This is a genomic window from Bacillus sp. GMs2/2, from assembly GCF_050172095.1.
Taxonomy (GTDB): domain Bacteria; phylum Bacillota; class Bacilli; order Bacillales; family Bacillaceae_G; genus Bacillus_A; species Bacillus_A cereus.
In genome coordinates this window covers 1-2,033 of sequence record NZ_JBNLYE010000551.1, presented here as the reverse complement: position 1 = coordinate 2,033, position 2,033 = coordinate 1, and the positions used below count along the sequence as shown (strand labels likewise).

The window sequence follows — 2,033 nt, the reverse complement described above, 5'->3', positions numbered from 1 at the left end:
AAAGTGAATTTGTTTGTTATAGTTAATTTAGCAGTAGAGGTAGGAAAGGAATGACGTATGTAGATATGTCTATAAATCAAGACTTACAAATTAAAGAGAATAATATAGTTTCTAAATCAAATACCTTGATAGAAGCTAATTCACGTTTGAATTTAGTTGAACAAAAGATGTTACTTTGTTTGGCAAGTAATATTGAACCCAATGATCGGGATTTTAAAACATACACATTTCCAATTAAACAATTTCATGATCTACTTGGTTTGAATGGATCTACTAAATATACAGAGTTAAGTAAGATTACAAAGGAACTATTATCAAAAGTAATAGAAATTCGAGCAGGGGAAGAATTAATACAAGTATCTTGGCTTTCTTCAGCAATTTACAATAGAAATAAAGGTACAATTGATATGCGTTTCGATCCTTTATTAAAGCCATTCTTATTAGAATTAAGTAGCAAATTTACAAGTTATAGATTGGCTAATGTTGTTAAATTAAAAAGTACATATGCCATACGTATTTATGAATTACTCAAGCAATATGAAGATTTAAAAGAACGTACAATTAGTCTAGAAAATTTAAGGTATTACTTAGATGCGATGGATGTATACCCTAACTATGCAAATTTCAAGCAACGTGTGTTGAAGCCCTCTCAAAAAGAATTAAACCAAAAAACAGATATTTCATTTGAATTTGAGGAAATTAAACTAGGTAGGAAAGTACAAAAAATTAGATTCATCATTCGTTCTCAGAAAAAGAAAGATTCTGATTTAGTTCATTTTGAAAAGAAATTAGATAAGTTTCAGCAGCCAAATACATTCGAACAAAAAATTAAAAGATTTGAAGAACGTTGTAAAGAAAAGGTGTTTCCTAAAGTGTTTGAGAAATGGGAAGAGCATAAAGAAATTGTATTAGAGATAATTGAGGATATACGTTTTCGCTCAGATATTGATTCGCCGATCGGTTATGTAGAATTTATTCTAAATTCTCGCTTAAAAGAACTTTCCGATAAAAAAATATTAAACAACAGTAGTCAAAATGAAAAAGAGTCTAATAATAAGTTACTAGAAATTGATACGATTATAGATTCCGTTATTAGTAAATATTCAACAGCTACAGGGGCTATAGCTACTTTTTTAGTTAAAGATACAGCAATTGAGGAGTTAGTGAGAGTAGTTTCATTAGAGGAAGCTGAAGCTATTTGGAAAGAAAAAGAAGAGTTTGTTATGGATAAAATTTATGGACTCATTAAGAGAAATAGAAATAAGAAAAGATATTAGTGTTACATAAAAGTTTTTTCATTTCGAAAGAATTTCTTAAGTGTTGAAATTCTCTAAAACTCAATGTATTACATTTTTGTATTTTCTCACTTTGTGAAGTTAAGAAAATATCATCAATTCTAAAAGAACCTGAACTCCAGTAGGTTCTTTTTCTCATTTTAGCCAATAAGACCCCTTTCTCAAGGGGGATGAATCGGTTTCTAACCGCAAGGACTGCGGGGATTAGGAATCCATCACTTTTAAACGAAGTGAAAGTGGGGGGAATATTATATCACTATCAGGATTAGGGTGTAAATATGGTATATGTTAGTGTGTTTTTTGATTTCTATGACTAATTTAAATACAGGTATGGGTTATTACCGGCATTATGTAAAAAGTAAAACCGCCCATCAGGACGGTTTTACTTTTTACATAGTTTTTGAAAGTTGAAGATTTTTTCACTGTCGCTATTTTTTTAATGAAACTAGAATTGTAATTAAAAGAAAAGCAACAAAAGCTAACATGGGAATAGTTATAAAACCAAACCAATTTAAATAATCCACGTTACAAGGAATTAATTCTTTACAAGATGTAATCTTTGATAAAGACGGTATTTTTTGAATAAGGATATGATAAAACGACATTAATAAACCCATTATTGAGAATGGTAGTATATACAACTTTGCCTTTGGATTTTCTGTATAGATTACCATGAAAATTATTATTACTAAGGGATACATTAAAATCCTTTGATACCAACATAACTCACAAGGAATA

At 29.2% G+C, this 2,033-nt stretch carries 2 protein-coding genes; one reads left to right on the top strand and one right to left on the bottom strand.

The window, feature by feature from the left end:
• Positions 1-65 precede the first annotated feature (65 nt).
• A complete protein-coding gene (locus ACQGS6_RS27250; RefSeq protein WP_426965928.1) occupies positions 66-1,277 on the top strand; it encodes a replication initiation protein in 1,212 nt (403 codons plus the stop codon).
• Positions 1,278-1,723: 446 nt separating this feature from the next.
• Here the strand turns inward: ACQGS6_RS27250 and ACQGS6_RS27245 are convergent, their stop codons facing one another.
• Positions 1,724-2,032, bottom strand: coding sequence for a disulfide bond formation protein B (locus tag ACQGS6_RS27245; RefSeq protein WP_426965927.1), 309 nt, complete (start codon positions 2,030-2,032; stop codon positions 1,724-1,726).
• Between the last annotated feature and the right edge of the window lies 1 nt (position 2,033).